General features: G+C 42.9%; 19 protein-coding genes and 1 tRNA gene. 12 read left to right on the forward strand and 8 right to left on the reverse strand.

What is annotated here, in order from left to right; translation table 11 throughout:
• Positions 1 to 67: 67 nt before the first annotated feature.
• Together NV379_RS14290 and NV379_RS14295 are read right to left on the reverse strand one after the other, a co-directional pair.
• Positions 68 to 700, reverse strand: a complete 633-nt coding sequence (locus NV379_RS14290; RefSeq protein WP_258207990.1) for a response regulator — start codon at positions 698 to 700, stop codon at positions 68 to 70.
• Positions 697 to 1,839, reverse strand: a complete 1,143-nt coding sequence (locus tag NV379_RS14295; RefSeq protein ID WP_258207991.1) for a sensor histidine kinase — start codon at positions 1,837 to 1,839, stop codon at positions 697 to 699. The genes NV379_RS14290 and NV379_RS14295 overlap by 4 nt, the downstream gene beginning before the upstream one ends.
• 319 nt (positions 1,840 to 2,158) lie before the next feature.
• On the opposite strand from NV379_RS14295, the gene NV379_RS14300 reads away from it, so the two are divergent.
• The gene (locus NV379_RS14300) at positions 2,159 to 3,109 is read left to right on the forward strand and encodes a toxin Cry1Ac domain D-VI-related protein (protein WP_258207992.1); all 951 of its coding nucleotides are present in this window, start codon (positions 2,159 to 2,161) and stop codon (positions 3,107 to 3,109) included.
• A gap of 181 nt (positions 3,110 to 3,290) precedes the next feature.
• Here the strand turns inward: NV379_RS14300 and NV379_RS14305 are convergent, their stop codons facing one another.
• Positions 3,291 to 4,004 carry a TetR/AcrR family transcriptional regulator gene (locus NV379_RS14305; RefSeq protein WP_258207993.1) on the reverse strand — a complete coding sequence of 238 codons (714 nt, stop codon included), beginning with the start codon at positions 4,002 to 4,004 and terminating at the stop codon, positions 3,291 to 3,293.
• Positions 4,005 to 4,163: 159 nt separating this feature from the next.
• Between NV379_RS14305 and NV379_RS14310 the strand changes: the two genes are divergently transcribed.
• Positions 4,164 to 5,624 (forward strand): DHA2 family efflux MFS transporter permease subunit, encoded by a 1,461-nt coding sequence (locus NV379_RS14310; protein WP_258207994.1) that lies wholly within the window; start codon positions 4,164 to 4,166, stop codon positions 5,622 to 5,624.
• A 127-nt stretch (positions 5,625 to 5,751) separates the two neighbouring features.
• Here the strand turns inward: NV379_RS14310 and NV379_RS14315 are convergent, their stop codons facing one another.
• Both NV379_RS14315 and NV379_RS14320 read right to left on the reverse strand, forming a co-directional pair.
• On the reverse strand, positions 5,752 to 6,783 hold the full coding sequence (locus NV379_RS14315) for a leucine-rich repeat domain-containing protein (protein ID WP_258207995.1): 1,032 nt from the start codon (positions 6,781 to 6,783) through the stop codon (positions 5,752 to 5,754).
• Between the two features lie 102 nt (positions 6,784 to 6,885).
• Positions 6,886 to 6,956, reverse strand: a tRNA-Ala gene (locus NV379_RS14320).
• 109 nt (positions 6,957 to 7,065) lie between these two features.
• On the opposite strand from NV379_RS14320, the gene NV379_RS14325 reads away from it, so the two are divergent.
• A complete protein-coding gene (locus NV379_RS14325; RefSeq protein WP_258207996.1) occupies positions 7,066 to 7,428 on the forward strand; it encodes a hypothetical protein in 363 nt (120 codons plus the stop codon).
• A gap of 5 nt (positions 7,429 to 7,433) precedes the next feature.
• Entirely contained in the window at positions 7,434 to 7,949 is a 516-nt protein-coding gene (locus tag NV379_RS14330) for a VanZ family protein (RefSeq protein ID WP_258207997.1), read from the forward strand.
• A 35-nt stretch (positions 7,950 to 7,984) separates the two neighbouring features.
• Here the strand turns inward: NV379_RS14330 and NV379_RS14335 are convergent, their stop codons facing one another.
• Positions 7,985 to 8,251 carry a hypothetical protein gene (locus NV379_RS14335; RefSeq protein WP_258207998.1) on the reverse strand — a complete coding sequence of 89 codons (267 nt, stop codon included), beginning with the start codon at positions 8,249 to 8,251 and terminating at the stop codon, positions 7,985 to 7,987.
• 156 nt (positions 8,252 to 8,407) lie between these two features.
• Here NV379_RS14335 and NV379_RS14340 point away from each other — a divergent pair, with 156 nt between their 5' ends.
• The 3 genes from NV379_RS14340 (at position 8,408) to NV379_RS14350 (ending at position 9,745) form a co-directional block, all read left to right on the forward strand.
• Positions 8,408 to 9,073 (forward strand): tetratricopeptide repeat protein, encoded by a 666-nt coding sequence (locus NV379_RS14340; protein WP_258207999.1) that lies wholly within the window; start codon positions 8,408 to 8,410, stop codon positions 9,071 to 9,073.
• A 118-nt stretch (positions 9,074 to 9,191) separates the two neighbouring features.
• Positions 9,192 to 9,320 carry a hypothetical protein gene (locus NV379_RS14345; RefSeq protein ID WP_258208000.1) on the forward strand — a complete coding sequence of 43 codons (129 nt, stop codon included), beginning with the start codon at positions 9,192 to 9,194 and terminating at the stop codon, positions 9,318 to 9,320.
• Between the two features lie 2 nt (positions 9,321 to 9,322).
• A complete protein-coding gene (locus tag NV379_RS14350) occupies positions 9,323 to 9,745 on the forward strand; it encodes a DUF86 domain-containing protein (RefSeq protein WP_258208001.1) in 423 nt (140 codons plus the stop codon).
• Between the two features lie 63 nt (positions 9,746 to 9,808).
• On the opposite strand, the gene NV379_RS14355 is transcribed toward NV379_RS14350, so the two are convergent.
• Complete coding sequence (locus tag NV379_RS14355) at positions 9,809 to 10,453, reverse strand: bifunctional 4-hydroxy-2-oxoglutarate aldolase/2-dehydro-3-deoxy-phosphogluconate aldolase (protein WP_258208002.1); 645 nt, start codon at positions 10,451 to 10,453, stop codon at positions 9,809 to 9,811.
• A gap of 99 nt (positions 10,454 to 10,552) precedes the next feature.
• On the opposite strand from NV379_RS14355, the gene selD reads away from it, so the two are divergent.
• From selD to NV379_RS14380, 5 genes are all read left to right on the forward strand, one after another.
• Entirely contained in the window at positions 10,553 to 11,632 is a 1,080-nt protein-coding gene (selD, locus tag NV379_RS14360) for a selenide, water dikinase SelD (RefSeq protein WP_258208003.1), read from the forward strand.
• A gap of 19 nt (positions 11,633 to 11,651) precedes the next feature.
• On the forward strand, positions 11,652 to 12,680 hold the full coding sequence (gene mnmH, locus NV379_RS14365) for a tRNA 2-selenouridine(34) synthase MnmH (RefSeq protein ID WP_258208004.1): 1,029 nt from the start codon (positions 11,652 to 11,654) through the stop codon (positions 12,678 to 12,680).
• A gap of 100 nt (positions 12,681 to 12,780) precedes the next feature.
• Positions 12,781 to 13,602 (forward strand): sugar nucleotide-binding protein, encoded by an 822-nt coding sequence (locus NV379_RS14370; RefSeq protein WP_258208005.1) that lies wholly within the window; start codon positions 12,781 to 12,783, stop codon positions 13,600 to 13,602.
• A gap of 160 nt (positions 13,603 to 13,762) precedes the next feature.
• The gene (locus NV379_RS14375) at positions 13,763 to 14,245 is read left to right on the forward strand and encodes a DUF948 domain-containing protein (protein ID WP_258208006.1); all 483 of its coding nucleotides are present in this window, start codon (positions 13,763 to 13,765) and stop codon (positions 14,243 to 14,245) included.
• 5 nt (positions 14,246 to 14,250) lie between these two features.
• The gene (locus NV379_RS14380) at positions 14,251 to 14,640 is read left to right on the forward strand and encodes a YtxH domain-containing protein (RefSeq protein WP_258208007.1); all 390 of its coding nucleotides are present in this window, start codon (positions 14,251 to 14,253) and stop codon (positions 14,638 to 14,640) included.
• 61 nt (positions 14,641 to 14,701) lie between these two features.
• Here the strand turns inward: NV379_RS14380 and NV379_RS14385 are convergent, their stop codons facing one another.
• Positions 14,702 to 15,841: a phosphodiester glycosidase family protein gene (locus NV379_RS14385; RefSeq protein WP_258208008.1), complete on the reverse strand. Its 1,140-nt coding sequence runs from the start codon at positions 15,839 to 15,841 to the stop codon at positions 14,702 to 14,704.
• Positions 15,842 to 15,986 lie beyond the last annotated feature (145 nt).

The raw sequence follows: 15,986 nt of genomic DNA on the forward strand, positions 1-15,986 counted from the left end.
AAAGACAGTGCTCACACTGCCTTCCGTCATTCGTTTTATGTATAACCATGACTTCAGTCATGGTCGATCAGACAACATTATTCTGAATCGCGTAAATGGCTAATTGTGTTCTGTCTCTCAGCTCAAGTTTATCCATGATCTGGCTGACATGATTCTTAACTGTCCCAACGGATAATCCAAGTTGGTCAGCAATCTCCTTATTGCTGCGACCTTCACCAATAAGACGAAGAATAGTTAGCTCCCGTGGGGTGATGGACTCATTGACGGTGCTATTCTTTTCAGACTTCAGTAGGCGAGGAATGACCTTAGCTGCAACATCGTCTTGTAGTGCCATACCGCCAGATAAACAGCTGCGAATGGAGCGGATGAGCATAGCCGGTTCTGCATCTTTAAGCATATAACCGCTTGCACCGCTTTTCAGAGCTTTAACGGCATATTCGTCATCGTTAAATGTAGTAAGGATCAGCACTTTGCAGCTCGGCCAGCGAGATCGAATGATTCGAGTTGCCTCCAAGCCATCCATCTCCGGCATACGAATATCTATTACTGCTATATCAAATGAATGCGTCTCACATAGTTTCACCGCTTCTTTACCATTTGCAGCTTCGCCAGTCACTCGCATACTCCTATCTGTTTCAATCATCATTTTCAATCCTTGTCTGACCATCGTTTGGTCTTCGGCTAGTAGGATCTTGATCATTCGGCAACACCTCTCTCTTTAAGAATAGGAATGACACCTCGGATTACAAAAGAGTCCTTACTTGCGAACACTTCAAGTGTACCACCGGCTTCTTTCATTCGTTCTCGCATCGACTTCAGTCCAAATCCTTCTCGTACGAATTTTTTATTCTTTAAACGATTCATGACTTCGAATCGGAACACGCTTCCACCAGGTGCTTCGAATGTGATCGCAGCCTCTCTTGTCTCGCTGTGCTTCATGATATTCGTCAGCGCTTCTTGCACCGCTCGATAGACAGCGAACGATTGCGTGGTGTTAAGAGGTGCAGTTAACGCCCCATGCATCACGGTAAAATGGATACGCATAAAATGCTCGGCTTCAAGCCTTCTGATCATACTAAGTATCGCAGTCAGACCCGCTATCTCTTGCTCTTTTAACGACTTAACCGCGCTTCTCGTTTCTTCGAGGCTATCTTTGGCTAACGACTTGAGCTCTTGAATCCGAGGAGATAGCTCTTCACCTGATTGCATCCGAAACACTTCGAGCTGCATGAGAAGCGCAGTTAGCTTGTGACCAACTGAATCGTGAATGTCTCTTGCGATTTGAGTGCGTTCTTCCTGACGGGCTGCTTCCTCGTCCGATGCGATACGCCGCTTTAAGGAGCGGTATTCACTTAGAAGGGCAGCATTTCGAACATCGATCTCTTGGAGTCTGCTTTTTGTTGTACTGTACATGACAAAACCAGCAGCGAGGATAGCTGTATAGAGAATAGCAAATGGCAGTGGATAGGAAGGATAACCTAAAACCCAAGGTGCTGCAAGATTAGCAGGGATTGTAACTATGACGAAGCTAGCGTGTAGGATTGGTAATCGGTAAATGGCTTTACCTGCAATTAGGGAGTAGAGGAGAAGTGTATAGGTTGCGGGTTCACCCACTTTGTGTGGCCATAGCGCGATTGTAATCATCACGGATGCAGCGATTAGAACAGTGGCAAGTGAATAGGGATGTTTACGAAGCAGAGCAGCATAAAAGTAAAGAGCGAAGAACATCGAGATCACGACAAGCCGCCATGGCATCATCGCTGACTCGTTAGGCAGACTAAGCCATGCGAACAGCCACGTCGCCATGAGTAATAACAGCCATAGCCAATACGAACGCATGAGTAGCCTCCTTGCAAACTAGCAGAATAGTTAGGTAGATTATAGTTTAATATGGGATATTCTTCAAATGTAGCTAGTGTATTAAGTTAGAATAATAAAACACACAATGTGTAAGTGTTGTTTCTGATTAGAAAGATACTATGAAACTATTATTCTAATCTTTCGTAATTGTATTATAATGTATAGGTATATTTAACCAATTAAGAGGAGATGTATTTTTGAGGAAACAGCCAGCAAAACACTTTTCCATAGTTGATTTATTAATGTTGTATAAAAATGGCATGTATTATAACCATGTTAAAAACCAAGGAGATTTTGCATGAAAAAAACAATAATCATTTCAATTGTAGCTGTATTACTAGTAGCAGGTATTTCCGGGTTCGTTATTTGGAAGATTAATGATGATAAAGCGAAGAAAGAGATGGCTATATTAGCTGAGATTAACACGATCCAAGAGAAAGTAAACTCCCTTTATACTGACAACCAAAAAAAGAATCTTGCAGTTGAAGTTAACGATGACAAGATAAAAAGTACGCGTGACTTATTTGTTAATATGAATAATAAAGAACTTTCGTCAGAAGCTGCTAAATTACTCAATCAAGCTTCAGTAGACTTAAGTGATGTGGAGAAGATGTTCACAATAAAACAAAATATAGATAAACTTTTTGATAAAAATGGGGCAATTGTTGAATCAAGTGACACTAAGTCCTACAAAGATCAGTTAGATACACTTAAGTCGGATAAGCCTTCCTTCGTGAATGAAATGATGACTAAAATTAATGATGCAGATACTCAAAATGAACAGATTTTAACTGCAACGAAGATGGTTGATGCCTTATTTACATCATCAGAAAAATCCAATGTAAAAGAAAACATTGCCCGAACAGAAATTGAAAATGCTAAAGCAAAAATAAACGACGTTAAACAAGATAAAGTAAAAGAAAGTTTATTTTCATTTGTTCAACTAGCTGATACATATTTGGAATCTAAGATAAAAGCTGAAGCCGAAGCAAAGGCGAAATCAGAATCAGAAGCAAAAGCTAAAGTAGCAGAAAAAAAAGCTTCTTCTACATCTAAGAAGTCTAATGGCAACTTAGATCTGACAGGTTGGGTGCCATATAGCACAGGGGATATAGCCACATTACTAAAGTATCTGGCGTCGGGAGACGTTGTTAAATACAATGGTCAATATTGGGCGTCTCCACAACTAATAGATATGATATCAAATGAAGAAGTGGTTTATTTTAATGATATTTCCGAAAAAAAATAAATGTATCAAGATAATCTCGAAATCCGGGAAACAAAAAGAACATGACCATTTGGCCACGTTCTTTTTGTTTTTATTACGGAACCAATGATGGTTGTTGCATCGTAGCCTTCGTAAAATAATCACATCAAAAAACGCAACCCCTGTCAGGTTGCGTGTAATGGTTTGTTAAGTGTAACTAAGCTTATTCATTCGAAAGCTTTCTCAATATGAACTCATGGATAAACGGCTCAATCCCAGGCTGATCCTCATGGATCCATTGTTCGCTAAAGACCTGATGCTTCATCGCTTGATAGAAATCGAGCAAAGCTTGCTTTAATGTCACATTGTGCAACATGAGAAGCTTAGGATCCAACAATTCTCTTAATACGGCGTCCAATTGGATAAGAAGCATTCTGGAATTTAACTGATGAAAAACACCGAGCTCCATACCGCTGTCAAAATAAGAGATTAGCTTTTTTCGGCAACGCTCTAATCCTTCCACAAGCTTAGTCGCTAATTCAGGAAAAGTATTATTTAGATCATCAAGAAAGACATTGCTTAAATAATAAGCCAGCTTTATTGATATTTTAAAAGTTGTGTTAAAAGTTTCACCATAGAGCATCAATTCCTTATGGGTAGGTTCCGATTGTGCCATTAATTTCGAAGGTGTTTCCTCCAGCACCAGTTGATCGATGTAGTTAATGGATTCAAGAACCAATGATTCAATGATCTCTTCCTTAGAAGAAAAATACTTATACATGGTTGCTTTACTTATATCCATACATTTGGCGGCATCATCCATTTTCAATGAATTGAAGCCATGTTTTTGAATATAGGGCAATATTTTAATAACATGCTTTAATTTAATTGTTTGTTTCTTAGCTTCTGCTTCATCGAGACCTTCACAATCCATCATGTATTCCCGCCTCCTGCCTATGTAAACAAGTATAACGTAAATCATAATTATTTACACCGCCTAAACAAAATAAACTAATTTAACGTTTTTTGTTTACTTCGTATAAGTGATGTGCTAAATTACTCTTATGAAATTAATACAAATATGGAGGAGATCATTATGACTATGAATTCCGAGTCACTTAGCTCCGAACAACCGTTGTCCATGCGATCTTTAATTGTACCGATGATCGCTTTAATTATCGGAATGTTCATGGTTATTCTGGATACGACGGCCGTCAATGTCGCCATTCCTGTGCTCGCAAAAGACTTCAACAGCACGTTAAGTCTCATTCAATGGACAGTTACCGGATATGCGCTCGCGCAAGCGGCGGTTATTCCACTAGCCGGCTGGATGTCGGACCGATTTGGAGCTAAATTGATCTTTATTATTTCCATCATTTTGTTCACACTTGGTTCGGTTTTATGTGCGTTTGCCATCTCAGCTGAACAGCTCATCTTTTTCCGAGTTTTGCAAGGGCTAGGCGGAGGCATGGTAATGCCGATTGCCTTTTCAATGACGTATCGTTTGAGTCCTCCGGATAAAGTCGGTCGAATCATGGGTATGATGGGAATTCCCGTACTACTAGCGCCAGCATTCGGGCCGATTGTTTCCGGTTATTTGATCGACTATGTCAATTGGCAGTGGATATTCCTGATTAATGTTCCGATTGGCATCATTGGAGTGTTCATGTGTATTTCGTCGCTTCCGAACTTAGCGAAGAAGGCTTCGGCTCCGCTCGATTTGTTTGGGATGGTGCTTGCACCTCTTGCTTTTGGCGGCCTTTCTTACGGCATAAGCGAGGGAAGCACAAGTTGGCAATCTACGAATACGATCATCGGTCTTTCTGTTGGCGCTGTAGCATTAATCTTATTTGTCATTGTTGAGTTGACCCGTAAGAATGAACCTTTGCTGGAATTGAGAGTTTTCGGTTCTTCCCAATTTACACGAGGTATCCTGCTGCAATGGGCTTTGCAGTTCACGATGTTCGGAATTGTGTTTGCTGTACCATATTTCATGCAACAATTAATGGGGATGAGCGCTCTAGAAGCCGGTTTATGGACATTACCGCACGCTATTGCAGCGGGAATCGCGATGCCAATTGGTGGTCGCTTATACGACCGAATCGGAGCAAGACCTCTGGTTATTACGGGGTTGGTGTTTGCGGGAATCGGAGCTTTTCTTCTCTCCTTCATCGATCCTAGCAACAGTCCTTGGATGTTCCTCGTTCCCCGGGCCATGATCGGATTAGGAATGGGGATATCGTTCCTTGCCTTGAACACCCATCTGATTCAGAATGCTCCAAGAGAACTTGTCGGCCGAGTTACATCTCTGACGAGTGCAGCTCAACAGGTTGTTACTTCTTTCTCGGTGGCAGGACTTACTACATTCATTGTGAGCCGTACGAGTCATTATGTAAGCCAAGGCGAAACAGCAATGCCTGATGCCATGACGCACGCCTATCATAATACTTATATTGTGTTAGCTGTGCTTGCAGCAGTTAGCCTGTTATTAGCCGTAACGCTCAAGCGCACCACTTCCGATCGTGCAGAAGCTCCTGTCGGAATGGTCGAACTATGATTACCTCAATATTAATGAGCAAATAAAAATAATCGCTGTTCTCCATAAATTTAGAGAATGGCGATTATTTTGTCTCCCGGCATTTGATAGGTAGGAATCACGTGCTATCATATCTCTAGCCCAATCGTTACCATAACGAATCCTGTGACACATTAATGAATTTCAGTTGCTTCATACCTTTTAGGAAATCAGGTTTCTGATTGATCATAGACATTCCTAAGTCCAAAATTTGCAGTTGCTTCAGCTTCTCTAACTCGATCGGTAGCTCATAGATCGAGGTGTATTGAATCGTAAGTTGCTCGAGTTGTTCCAGTTCTCCAATCTCTGAGGGGATGTAGTTTAAGCTGATATCTTCTTTAGGCTTGGCTCGCCACTCGAGTGTCGGTCGATCAGAGCTCGCACAATGGATGCTAAGCTCTCTTAGATTCTTCAGCTTGCCTATTGATGCTGGAATAGCCTCTAAATTTGCCGTCATGATTCTAAGACGTTCAAGCTTATTTAACTCGAACAGCGCTTCGGGTAGGCGATAAAGGTCCTGCTCAAAAACTTCTAGATCACGCAGCTCTGTCAGCTCCCGGATTCGCTCAGGTAACTCTGTCAACCCATGCCTACTTATATATAACCAGTCGGTTTTGTGCTTAATAGCGTCATCTAGCAGACGATCGAAGTTCTGGTGAGCCTTCAATTCCAAGAATAGACCTGTAATCCGATCCATCAGCTCGATTGCTTCTTCCTCCGTTACTTCCATACCATACATATGTTCATGAACTACGGAGTAAAGATAGTCTCCGCCACCTTCTTTCAAGAAACACAAGTCTTCCGGCAGGTTTGGATAAATCCAATCCGACAGGCGGTTTGCCATTTGCTTCAGTAGGTTCCCACTTTCTTCACAGCATCTATATAAATAGTAGGTTCCTGCGGTATAAAAGGCATGGCTACGATAGGTATTTCTTATTTGTTTCAATTCATCCATGATATTGCCTTGTATTACGATTGTCTTCTCTAGGTAAGGATTCAACATTTTCAATGCGCTTACGTAATTGCCCCGTGCCATATCAGCTGAATTTTTCTCACTAAGCACAAAATATTCTGAATTTATTATCGCCAAATCAATTATCTGTTCGTAAGCTTTGTCTTTAGGGTCTGTATACATTCTCATCCCACAAGTCTCCATTCTTATCATTTTTGATTTTAAATCATTCATGTTCCGAAAAAAACAAAAACACCGGGAATCCCGATGTATAAGGTATTTTTTATGATATGGAGCTAGGCGGAATCGAACCGCCGACTGATCGCTGCCAGCGACCTGTTTTCCCCCTAAACTATAGCCCCGTATAGTTAGTAGCATTTAATATTTTACACAAAAATGTCATGTTCGACAAGGGAAATTTTTCATGCTAACCTTAATATATTACATGCTAGGTTCAGGAGTGATATTGCAGTGTCTAATGGTTTATTGTACTGGATTCTAATGGGCGTTAACTTTATAGTAACGCTTGGTGTTGGGGTACTATTGATGTCGCGAACGAAGAAGTTCGGTCTTGCATTAGGTGTATCGACGCTCCTTAATATTGGGTTCACGGTAGGTTCGATTTTATGGCTACGGACAGTAGATGATGTACTCTTTGCCGTGAAATTCGGCGTGATTGTATATGGGATCGCCTTCGTGAATGCGCTCGTATTCGATTTGTTCATTCTGATGAGTTTGAAAAATAAAGGGAACGGGCCAAGCCGCCCCGCGATGCCTCGCTATGACATTCGTGAGGATGACGATGTAGATGCAATTCCCTCGAGTAAAGCGTGACGCCGATGACATTCTATAGAAAGCATCGGACTAAGATATGGTTAGTACTCGCTATTGTTTGGATGGGCTTTATCTTCTACAAGTCAGCTGAGCCTTACCATGAACAAGATATGAGACCGAAGCTTGCGGAGTACGTATCTGAAAGTACCCTTAATAACATCTTGCCGAAGGTTGAATTCTACTATAATCACGGTATCGTCACCTACAAGAAGCCTTACGATATGCTGGAATTCTTCATTCGTAAGCTAGGGCATATCTCCGAATATGCGTTGTTAACCTACATCTTTATTAAGTTATTTCTTCTGTTGTTTAACAATCGTTCTACACTTTTTGTATTGTTCCTATCTGCGATCCTTGCCATTGGCTACGCCGCTTCCGATGAATGGCATCAAACCTTTGTCGAAGGACGATCCGGTCTAGTCGTTGACGTGGGGATGGATGCGATTGGCGTTCTACTTGTCACTGTAATTTATGGATTTTGTTTATGGTTCAAATCAAAAAAAGCAGCCTCTCTCTCCTGAGAAGGCTGCTTCTTTATATCCTTTTATAAAAACAATTAACTACGTCCACCAGCTACCTGACTAAACTTCCGCTCACGACTATTCCACATCGCACTGCTTACGAAGAAACCAACCGTTGCAAAGACGAAGACACGCATGGCTACATACATCGGGTTAATCTGCCCGTCATTGTTCATAAATTCAACTACGCTCAAGATCGCAGAAGGAATGATTCCCCATGCTATTACACCGTATGTAAGGAGATATTTGTTGCGTCCAATAGCACGTGTTTTCTTCCAGCGTTCTGCTTGTTTGTGATCCATTGTTCATTCTCCTATCCGGCGTCCATAATGATACCTGCTCTTTATTATACATTGAACCCGACTTCGCATTTAAGGCAGTTTTCTGAACGTTTCTCAGTCGCCTGTGATATAGTAAAATAGACCTGGAAAACATGGGGAAGTATGGGAGGGTGAAACATGGCCAAATTCGCGATTTTTGGTCTTCTCTGGTACCTATTAGGCAATCCGTTTCTAGCGATAATCGTACTATTAATTCTTGTATATGTACTAGATCGTAGTTTTTTTGGATTTATGCCGAGTATCTTGAAGCCGCTTAAAGCAAGCAGTCGTATTCGCAAGTTACGGGATGAATTAAGATCGAATCCGCATTACACATCAGGTAAGATTGAACTAGCCAGACTATTAATTGGCAAAAAGAAATACGAAGAAGCGCGGCAGTTGCTCGTAGAATCCAAGGGACGAATGGAAGATTCCGCAGATATTCATGCGGATCTTGGACTTTGCTTGATTAAGCTCGGTTCACTTCAGGAAGGCGAAGCGATGATTACACGTGCATTCGAGCTCAATCCAAGGGTGCAGTATGGTGAACCTTACCTAAGACTGGCGGAAGCATATGCAGATACAGATGCACAGAAAGCGAAGCAGTTCTTGGATCTATTCCGAGATATGAATTCATCCTCTTGTGAAGCCTATTATGTCCTCGGCCAGCTCTATAAGCAGATGGGCCAGGAGGAGAAGGCGAAGCAAGCGTTTCGTGAGGTTTCGATGCTTTACCGAGGTTTACCTAAATATTCGAAGCGTCAGCAGCGTAAATGGGTTATTTTGGCCAAAATGAAGGGGTAGTGGATTTTACAAATGCGTACGAATCTTGAACATGCCGCCGATTGTCTTGACGCTTTACTAGGAGCGGGCTAAACTGAGAATTAGTTGAAAAATCGGTTAGGCATGAAAGGTGACGCACATGAGTGGGGAAAAAACAGTAAGCTGGGAATATGTCTCGCAAGCGATGCTGCTTGTCGTGCTTGTTATTGTCTTTTTTGTTGGAATGTTACTATGGACGAAATGGCAGAAGAGAAAAGGACGGAAATAACAATGTATTTTATTAACGTAGAACAAATCGAATCCAGATTGCAATTCATTCCTGAGCTTGTTAAGGCATGCGAAGAGCTAGAGCAGGTTGATATGAATAATCATCTTAACCAACTTGCACAAGAGCGTGTGCTGCATTTAGCAATTGAGACGGTTACGGATATTGGATCGTTATTAATTGATGGCTTTATTCTGCGAGATGCATCGTCTTATGAAGATATCGTTGAAATATTGCGTGGGGAGCAGGCATTCTCGAGTGATGTTGCCGTGCATTTGATTGAGCTCGTGAAGCTGCGTAAGCCGCTTGTTCAGGAATATACAACATGGAGTCGTGATGGCTTACATCCGATGACGGCGAAGCTGCCAACTGTACTGCCTGATTTTGAAGCGTCTGTAAGAAGTTTCATACATAAAGAAATGTATTAAGAAGAAAGTGCCGAGCCTACAAGAGGTTTTGGCACTTTTTTGTATTTAGATATACGATCTTATTTACTTCAGACAAGCTTGTACACAATCGGTTACTTTACGTGCTTCATTCGTTACAGATTCATAACGACCAGCAGCTATATCCTCTTTGTTGAAGAGCGAACCGCCGACACCGAACCCATAGCAGCCAGCAGCGAAGTAGTCTGCGATATTGTCAGTCCGTACACCACCTACAGCTAGCATTGGAATGTGGGAGAGTGGACCTTGTACGTCTTTAAAATAAGTCAAGCCAAGCGAACCTGTTGGGAAAAGCTTCACAGCTGTTGCTCCAGCTTTCCAAGCTTTAACGACTTCGGTAGGTGTCATCGCACCTGGATAGATGGGAATGCTATGCTCTGCCGCGAAGCGAATAACGTCCTCGTCTGTATTCGGTGTAACGAAGAAGGCTGCGCCAGCATCAAGGGCAAGTTTGGCATCGTCCATGTCTAAGACTGTACCTGCGCCGATGAACATTTTGTCCGAATAATTAGCTTGAAGTTCCTTGATCATATCCGTTGCACCTGGCGTATTTAAAGTAACCTCCATCACGGAAATGCCGCCAGCAAGCAGCGCTCCAGCAACAGCGGATATATGTTTCTGTTCAACACCTCTAACAATCGCGATCACGCGAGTCTGTTCCAATAATTGCAATCCTTGTTCTTTATTCATGGTTGTTCTCCTTTTCACATATTGGACTTTGTCTTATTAGCTTACTACAATAGAGACAAGATTAAAACGTTGATAGTATGGGAAGGAATGTGAATAACGATGAATGAACAATCAAGCGGACAAGCTGTGAAACTAACTTCTTACTCTTCCAAAGGTGGTTGCGGTTGCAAGATTGGCCCTGGTGAGCTATCTAGTGTACTAGCAGGATTGCCGAAGGCGGAACGTGATCCGAACTTGCTTGTCGGTGTTGAGACGAGTGATGATGCAGGGGTCTATCGCTTAACAGATGATATGGCGCTTGTACAGACGGTTGATTTCTTCACGCCGATTGTAGATGATCCGTATGAATTTGGACAAGTCGCTGCGACGAATGCGCTAAGTGATGTATACGCGATGGGTGGCAAGCCGCTTACTGTACTCAATATTGTAGCTTTTCCTATACATAAATTAGATAAATCGATCTTGGGAGAAATCTTGCGCGGGGCAGGAGATAAAGTACGCGAAGCGGGAGCTACGCTTGTCGGCGGACACTCGATCGATGATAATGAGCCGAAATTCGGTCTAGCGGTAACAGGTCTAATTCACCCTGATAAAGTTCGTACGAATGCAGGTGCGAAAGTAGGAGACCGCTTGATTCTGACGAAGCCGATCGGTGTAGGCATCCTGACGACAGCAATTAAGCGTGATCTGTTAAGTCCTGAGGAAATTGCACGTGTAACGAAAGTGATGACAACACTCAACAAGACTGCAGCTGAAGTGATGTCTGATTATGACGTTCATGCTTGTACAGACGTGACAGGCTTTGGACTACTTGGTCATACATCTGAGATGGCAAAAGGAAGTAACCTTGGTATTCGCATCGGCGCTGCTCAAGTACCTGTGTTACCTCGCGTGCATGAAATTGCCGCAGGCGGCTGTGTACCAGGTGGAACGAAGAGCAACTACGCGCATTTAGAGCCGTCGGTTACGTTTGCGTCATCCTTAGATCAAGTGAGCCAATATGTATTATGTGATGCGGTAACGAGCGGGGGTCTATTGATCGCAGCAGCGTCGAATTGTGCAGATCAATTGTTAGCTGATCTCGTTGCAGCGGGTGTAGAAGCACAAATGATTGGTGAAGTAGTAGACGACCATCACGGCCAAATCATGGTTGAAGAATCGATTTTATTCCAAAAATAGATTGCAGGGTGTACACAATATGTTTCAAGACATTCGAATAGAAGAGTTACTAGAACAGCGGAAGAAACAAGATATGACTTTAATTGATGTGAGATCACGTAGTGAATGGGAAGAGTTCACAATTCCGGGTGCGATCAACATCCCATTTTTCGATGATGAAGAACGTAAAGAGATTGGGACGATCTACAAGCAGGTGTCTATTCAGAAGGCGAAAGAACGAGGACTTGAGATTATCTCAGCAAAGTTGCCTTCGTTTATTAAGCAATTTGCAGCGATTCCGGGTCGTAAAGTCGTATTCTGCTGGCGTGGAGGCATGCGCAGTAAGACGACTGCAACGCTGCTATCATTGATGGATATTCACGTAAGCCGGTTAGCAGGAGGCATTCGCTCCTATCGACAATGGGTGGTATCGACGCTAGAGTCGTATGAGATGAAGCCGAAGTGTGTTGTACTTGGCGGGAACACAGGAACAGGGAAAACAGCAATATTAGAGCAGTTGGAGGATGAGGGTTACCCGGTTCTGAATCTGGAAGCGCTGTCTGGACATCGAGGCTCGATCTTCGGTGCAATTGGCCTACATCCTCATAACCAGAAAGTGTTCGATGCACTGCTTGTGGAAGCGCTTCTTCAACATCAAGATTCCCCTTATGTAATTGTTGAAGCCGAGAGTAAGCGACTAGGTAAAGTGGTCATACCACAGTTCCTAATGGATGCTAAAGAGCAAGGTGTTCAGCTTCTCATTGATATTCCAGTCGCTGAACGTGTCCTTAATATTATGAAAGACTATGATCCTGCTGCGCATAAAGAAGCTTGTATGGATGCATTTGCCCATATCCAAAAGCGGATTCATACGCCTATTGCTGCAACGATTGAAAGCAGCTTGTTAACAGGTCGTTATCCACAAGCAATTGAGCTATTACTTGAGCATTACTACGATCCAAGATATGAGCATGCTGGCGAGCATTATATGCAAGCTCCTACTGTCATACAAGCATCTGACACCGAAGAGGTGTTACGTCAAGTTATCTCTCAGATTAAACTGCTTTAGACTGCAATAAGCATGAAATTGTATATCACAACCATATCTTAATATGAGCTTCATTCGTTTATATCTGTAGAGCATATACTTGTGATTGGGGGAAATATTCATGCAAAAAGTCGTAGTACTTGGAGCGAGTGGTTTGGTTGGATCGGCGATCGTAGAGGCTTGTAAGGGTGATTATGATGTATACGGTACTTATTATTCCAAATTAGCTGGGCTACCAGCTCATAGGCAATGTAAGCTTGACGTGAATCAATATGAGGACTGCTTAGAATGGATTCGGAATACTGAACCTGATATCGTCATTTCATGTATGCGTGGAGACTACACGAAGCAGCTCGAATTCCATCGTGATCTTGCCCTTCAGCTAAATGAGACGAACAGCAGGTTGTATTATTTTTCAACGACGAATGTGTTCGATGGGGATTACTCGAGTCATCATGCAGAGACGGATATTCCAATTTCACAAACTGATTATGGTAAATTTAAAATAACGTGCGAGCAGGTGCTCCAAGGCTTACTCGGTGATCGTGCGATCATCATTCGGATTCCAGCGATCTGGGGTAAGCATTGTCCTCGATTAGACGCGATTTACAGCAGTATGAAGACAATTGAACCGATCGTGGTTTATGCAGATTTGGAATGCGATAATCTGCTAGATGTGGATCTGGCCAAGCAATTGCGTTATGTAATCGATCATGCGTTAACAGGAGTCTTCCACTTGACTTCTACCGATATGATGACGCATGCACAGTGGTATGAGCAGTTGATAAGCAAGTTGTCTGGCAATCTGGAAGTGTTGCAATACAATCGTGTGGGTGACACGCAGGATCGATATTACTTTGGTTTGATAACAGAGCGAAGCGATATGCCGGATTTCCTGAGATCGACGTCTGAGCAGATGATTGCCTATTTGTTAAATGAATAATTGAATAAGCATGGATAGCCGTTCTCTTAAGGAGGACGGTTTTCTTTTTGTAAAAATATTTCATGCGGAGCTGTCACCAAATGCTGGGCGGATACCTATACTGTAATTATCTTCTAGGCGAATACCCAGATTGAGGGATACAGAATAAGGAGGTGTTCAAGTGTTGAATGTATATGAATGGAGCGCAGTCGGCGCAGCAGTTGCTTTTATCGTACTCGTCGTGTATCTGATTATTACGCTACGGGCAGCCAAGAGAACCTTGCGACATATGGAGAGAACGCTATCTCAAGCATCAGAGACAATCGACTTAACGGCGAAACATTCCAGACAACTGATGCGATCATGGCGTGGATTATCCGAAGAGATCTATCTGGATGCTCGATCGCTACGTGGTGTTGTTGAAGCGATTAGCGGGTTTGGAAAAGTGGTTCGAGAGTTTACGGAGTCACTGAGTCGTATAAGTACTTGGTTATCTAAGGTTGGTGAACCGGCTAAAGCAGAGAAGAAAGCGGAGATGAAGGCAACTGCTGCGGAGGCGGCAGTCGATTGGTTCACACTTGGCACCGAACTTTATCGCAAATGCAGAGAACTGCGGATTAAATCACTGGGTAAGGAACAAGCCGAAACACATATCAAGGAGTGATTGACATGGCGAATCAAAGAGTGAAGGATTGGGTCATCGGGTCTTTAGTTGGCGGTGCAGTGGGTGCTGTTACAGCTCTACTGTTGGCACCGAAATCCGGTCGTGAATTAAGAGCAGATATTGCGGATGGATACGATACAGTTAGTGAGAAGACAAAAGAGATCGCAGTTGCAGTTGGTGACAAAACACAAGAGATCGCTAGAGTGGTAGGTGACCATACTTCGGAGTGGGTCGGTGTAGCGAAGGATGTTGCTGGCGGCATTGCCGATGGGGTTCGTAATCGTAGAGCGCTTCGCAAGGAATTGCAGAATGAGGAAGCTACGGACTTTGAAGTAGAAGTAGAAGTTATTGAAGATCAGCTCGAAGAGGAGTTCGTACTCATCGGTCGCAAATAAGCAGGACTTATAGAAACAGGAGCCAATAAGGGGGTTGGCTCCTGTTTCTCGTTATTTATCACTACCATTTAGAAGGGTCAATCTTCGAAGGATCAAGTCCTGCCCAGATGTTCTTCACATTCACTTTCGCGGGATCATCAAATACGAGCCATGCAGTCGGTAGATAACGTTCGCCATATTCACTAGAAGGTTTATTCACGATCTTGTTATTATGGACAAGTACCGACGATGAACCACCATCTAGATTAGCTGCTGTAATCGCACCACGCGATAAGAAGATTTGTTGAATATCATATAAGCTGGCACCCAGGCTATGTGTTTGTCTGCCGTCGATAATCGCGAATAGAATCGTGCCATCAGCCGTTTGCGCCATACTCGTTCGAGGGGCGATTCCCCAACCTTCTTTTTGACTTTTGATTAGCCCCTTGCCGTTGGCAATAAATTTAGAAGGGAATGAAACACCTTCTTGAATATTCATCTGCATAATCTCTGAAACTTTAAATCTACCAGCTACTAAGCGTCCTTCTTTATCGATCCCAACGATATGAAAAGAAGAGTTCATGTTGCCATCATTGTAGATGAGTTTTCCATTGGAGATAACGATACCTTCTGGTTGAAAGCCGTTACCCTTCCACTCGGGATCATGGAATCCACCTGCATTCACGCCAGCAATTGCGCCTGTACGTTTCACCATGGAGGAGACTGTTTCGCCTTTGTTCGGGTTCTGGGTGACGACTAGACGCAGCATCTTCGGATCACGGATCGTAAGCAGTTGGCCTTTGAAGCCTTTACCTTCGATGGGCTCAATGGTTACAGCATCCTTGGGCTTCTTGCCTGCGGCAGTTGTGGTGCCTTTATTCGGCTTCACGAGCTCGGGCTTCTCTTTAACCTTACCCATTTCTTCGAATTGATTCAAATAGTCAGCGACACGTTTATCTAGTTCGTCTTTACCGATAATGTATTTCGCCCATTCTCGATGCTGGGTTGTGATGAGCGTATCTGCAAGCATATACCGTAGGTTCGAGCCTGATGGTGTTAAGAAGAACCAAGCTGAGCTGAGAATACCGATGCCAAGTAGAATGAGGAAGAAAGGTAATAGAATTCCACCTCTTTTTTTCTTTTTACGTTTACGCCTAGGACGCGGTGGTGCAGCGTTAGCTGGACGAGCTCTTAAGTTAGGATTCTGGTTGCTAGAGGGCATTTAGGAAGTACCTCCAATATGTGTAAGATCAGCAAGACAACAAACATATAGACGCATGGGCTTTCAAAAGGTTTCATCAATTTTCACTACCCTAAAATCACATTATAAGGTATCTTGAAAAAGAATGAAAAAAAGTAGAGGAGGA

Source organism: Paenibacillus radicibacter (assembly GCF_024721995.1).
In the GTDB taxonomy this organism is placed as follows: domain Bacteria; phylum Bacillota; class Bacilli; order Paenibacillales; family NBRC-103111; genus Paenibacillus_AM; species Paenibacillus_AM radicibacter.